This window comes from Methanocalculus sp. (assembly GCF_030651615.1).
GTDB lineage: Archaea > Halobacteriota > Methanomicrobia > Methanomicrobiales > Methanocorpusculaceae > Methanocalculus.
Genome location: NZ_JAUSCG010000083.1, coordinates 1 through 3,546 on the forward strand (window position 1 = coordinate 1; position 3,546 = coordinate 3,546).

General features: G+C 51.3%; 5 protein-coding genes. All 5 read right to left on the reverse strand.

What is annotated here, in order from left to right; translation table 11 throughout:
* Positions 1 to 425 (reverse strand): hypothetical protein (locus tag Q7V06_RS03370; RefSeq protein ID WP_304838085.1); only part of this gene is annotated, 425 nt, incomplete at its 3' end.
* Positions 422 to 1,027: a cyclase family protein gene (locus tag Q7V06_RS03375; RefSeq protein WP_304838087.1), complete on the reverse strand. Its 606-nt coding sequence runs from the start codon at positions 1,025 to 1,027 to the stop codon at positions 422 to 424. The genes Q7V06_RS03375 and Q7V06_RS03370, both read right to left, overlap by 4 nt.
* Positions 1,024 to 1,677: a protein-L-isoaspartate(D-aspartate) O-methyltransferase gene (locus Q7V06_RS03380; protein ID WP_304838090.1), complete on the reverse strand. Its 654-nt coding sequence runs from the start codon at positions 1,675 to 1,677 to the stop codon at positions 1,024 to 1,026. Before Q7V06_RS03380 ends, Q7V06_RS03375 begins: the two co-directional genes overlap by 4 nt.
* Complete coding sequence (locus Q7V06_RS03385) at positions 1,677 to 2,789, reverse strand: SufD family Fe-S cluster assembly protein (RefSeq protein ID WP_304838093.1); 1,113 nt, start codon at positions 2,787 to 2,789, stop codon at positions 1,677 to 1,679. The genes Q7V06_RS03380 and Q7V06_RS03385 overlap by 1 nt, the downstream gene beginning before the upstream one ends.
* Positions 2,774 to 3,505, reverse strand: a complete 732-nt coding sequence (locus tag Q7V06_RS03390; protein ID WP_304838096.1) for an ABC transporter ATP-binding protein — start codon at positions 3,503 to 3,505, stop codon at positions 2,774 to 2,776. The genes Q7V06_RS03385 and Q7V06_RS03390 overlap by 16 nt, the downstream gene beginning before the upstream one ends.
* Positions 3,506 to 3,546: the final 41 nt, after the last annotated feature.

Sequence of the window (3,546 nt, forward strand, 5' to 3'; positions counted from 1 at the left end):
ATTCTCCCTCCGAAGAGTTCTTCGATCTCATGAAGACCACCGACAGGGTACACCTTCCCGCTCTCATACATGCGGAGGAGCAGTTCCCGACACTCCTCGTGACAGGATGGGGAGCATGCATGAAGCTTGCGCGACATACAGGCAAATCCTGTCACGACATTGACGATCGCAACTGCAGCGGCTCTCGTCTTCTGCTGCTTCAATGAAGCTTCATACAGAGACGAGATCTTCGCCTTCCCCTCAAACGGTGTCGTCGTCACCATCTCAGCGGTCCTTCCACCATAGACCGCCTCAAGACAGACACCTCGCGGATACTGGCAGATCGGTACATCGGAGTTTACCCAGAAAGAGACGACACCGTCGTCACACCCACTCCCTTCCAGAGATGACTTCAGTTTTTTTACTGCCTGATGAATGATCGTCATGATATCACACAATCAAAATTACAGAGGATAACCCGTGCGGGAGATCCATCAATTCCTTTACATGCAATTGGTAAGGCGACCATCATATACTTCCCCTCCGGAATCTCTGAAAGAGAGAGGGACTCAATGATCACCACACCGGCTGAGAGGAGAGTCCGGTGGACACTTCCATCTCCGTTATATGACTCGATGGAAGGGGCATCGGTTCCAACCGCTTTTATACCACGCTCTACCAGAGTCAGGGCATCTCTTTTGGTCAGGCATCCATAATCTGATGGATCCGACTCCGACCATCCGGAACGGATGAGAAGCCGTTTCATATCAGCGGGCAGATCCAGGAAGAGATCAGATTGGACCGATCCGGGATATACGCTCTTTACACTACAGGGGCCGACACAGGCCTCTAAGGGTATTTCATCGACTGATGCCCCATCAGAGAAATAATGGAGCGGTGCATCGATATGGGTGCCCGAATGACTCCCCATCCTGATCTCACTCACTCTGATACCCCCTTCTTCTGAAAAGGAGAATGATACCGGTGGATCACCCGGATAGACATATGTCTCTTCTGAGAGAATCCGTGTAGCATCATAAATCTTCATTGATCCTGCCATCCGAACTGCCCGATCAGCGGGACAAACCTGACAGGCTCAAACGACTCAAAGACAAACTCCTCTCCATGCCTCACTACCCGGACAAGATGCTGAATATCTGCATCTCCTATGGGTGCAACAAGCCTTCCCCCATCTGCAAGCTGTGAGAGGAGAGGGGATGGAACAGATGGCGCTCCCGCCGTCACGAGAATGGCATCATAGGGTGATGATTCCGGATACCCAACGGTTCCATCAGCGACGATGATCCTGACACCTTCGATCTGCGCTCTTCTGAGATTCTCCTCCGCCCGGGTGGCAACTTCAGGTATCCGTTCAAGAGAAATGACCTGATCAGATATTTTTGCGATTATTGCAGCCTGATACCCGCTACCAGAGCCGATCTCAAGGACCGAATCTGTCGCTTCCAGCTGGAGAAGCTCAGTCATCAATGCTACGATATAGGGCTGGGAGATCGTCTGCCCATGTCCGATCGGAACAGGATGGTCAAGATACGCCTCTTCCTCCATACCAACCGGAAGGAAGAGATGACGCTTCACCTCTTCCATTGCGATTAGGACCCGTTCATCATGGATTCCCCTTCGACGGAGCTGGTCATTGACCATCGCCAATCGCCGGGCTTCAAACGGGTCGTTCATCATTAAAATCCCTTTTCGGCAGCATCGATTGCTGCATCTATCTGAATCTGGAGGCTCTCCGGCAGGCCGCCGATCTTGACATCAAGGAAACCCCTGATGATCGTTGCTGTCGCTTCATCTTCTGAGAGCCCCCGCGCCATCAGGTACTCAATCTCATCGCGGGCAATTTTACCGACTGCAGCTTCATGAGAGAGTTCACAATCGATAACCCTCCCTTCAATCTCAGGGATCGCATGGATGATCCCATCTTTTAAGATGAGTGCACGGCATTCGATATGCCCTTTTGTGTCCTTCACCGAACCGAGAATATGGCCACGGGAGATGATCGTCCCGCCGGTGGTGATCGCACGGGTGATCAGCTCTGCAGTCGCCCCTTTGGCAGAGAGGATCGCACGTGACCCGGTGTCAAGATATGAACCGGGTGTTGCGAGCATAATGCTTGAAAACCGTGCGAGCGACCCTTCCCCTCTGAGCTCTGCTGTCGGGTACATCTGCACTTTCTTAGCAGGCACCATGCAGACATAGTTTGAGAGGAAGATGCCGCGCTCTTCAATGATCGTAACACTACGCGGATAGACCTCTATAGACTCACCCCAGGTATGGATCATCGTTGAGGTGACCTTTGCATCTTTTCCGACATAGATCTCAGTCACCCCATAATGTTTCCCATTTTTTGTCTTTGCAGAACTGGCACATCCTGCGATGAGATGGAGTTCGGCACCCTCCTCTGCGATGATGATGTTATGAACATACTGGATATCATCTGATGCGAGGAAGAGGCAGGTCTGGAGAGGGAATGTGGTCTGGCTTCCTTTGCGGGCAATCAGGACATAGCCCTTCGGTTCACGGGCAGCGACATACTGCGTTATCTCATCTTTGTCACGGGGAACCGCTTTCCAGTAGTAATCTTCAAGCCATGCGTACTTTTCAAGCGCCTCTGAAAGAGCAAGCATCTCAATGCCCTTTGCATCAGTAGATGCATGATGGATATGTTCATCGACCTGAAGGAAACTCCCGGATCGCCCCTCAAGAGAGCCAGTCTGAAGACCGGTCATCTCGATTCTCCTGAGATCCTCAGCATCAATCCCGGAGAAACCCTTCATACTCTCTGGCATGCGATACACTCCTTATATCCTTTTGTCTGGATCATCTTCAGGATCTCCCGTGGGTTGCCATGGCACCGAAACGATCCATCGCACATGACATGCCCATAATCCGCATCGATATAATCGAGGATATACCCCGTGTGGGTGATGATCAGACCACTCTTCTTTCTGTTGATGATATGCTGATCCTTCTCAACAAGACCAGCAATTGCATCCCCGACAAGGGCCATATTCTCAAGATCAACACCACTTTCGGGCTCATCCAGCATCACAAAATCCGGTTCCTGGATCATCAGCTGCAGGACCTCGCTCCGCTTGATCTCACCACCCGAAAATCCTTTGTTGATGTCCCGTTCAAGGAAGGTATCCATATGCATGTGTCGTGCATACTCCTCCACACGGCTGGTGTCCCCGCCTGAAGTTACATTCAATAATTTTCCGAGTTTCAACCCGGATATCGTCGGGGGACGCTGGAAGAGGAGACCCATTCCAAGGCGTGCCCGTTCATGGATCGATACATTGGTGATATCATGCCCTTTGAAAATGATCGAACCCTCTGTGATACGGGAACTCCCAAACCCCATGATTGCACGGAGAAGTGTCGTCTTCCCTGAACCATTTGGACCCATCAGGACATGCGTCTCGCCCTCCCTGATGGTCAGGTTAATATCGTGGAGCACCTCTCTCCCCTCGACCTCGATGTGAAGGTCCTGTATCTCAAGCATATGAAATCATGATCTATTCCACATGAGCGGGTAAAAAGGCT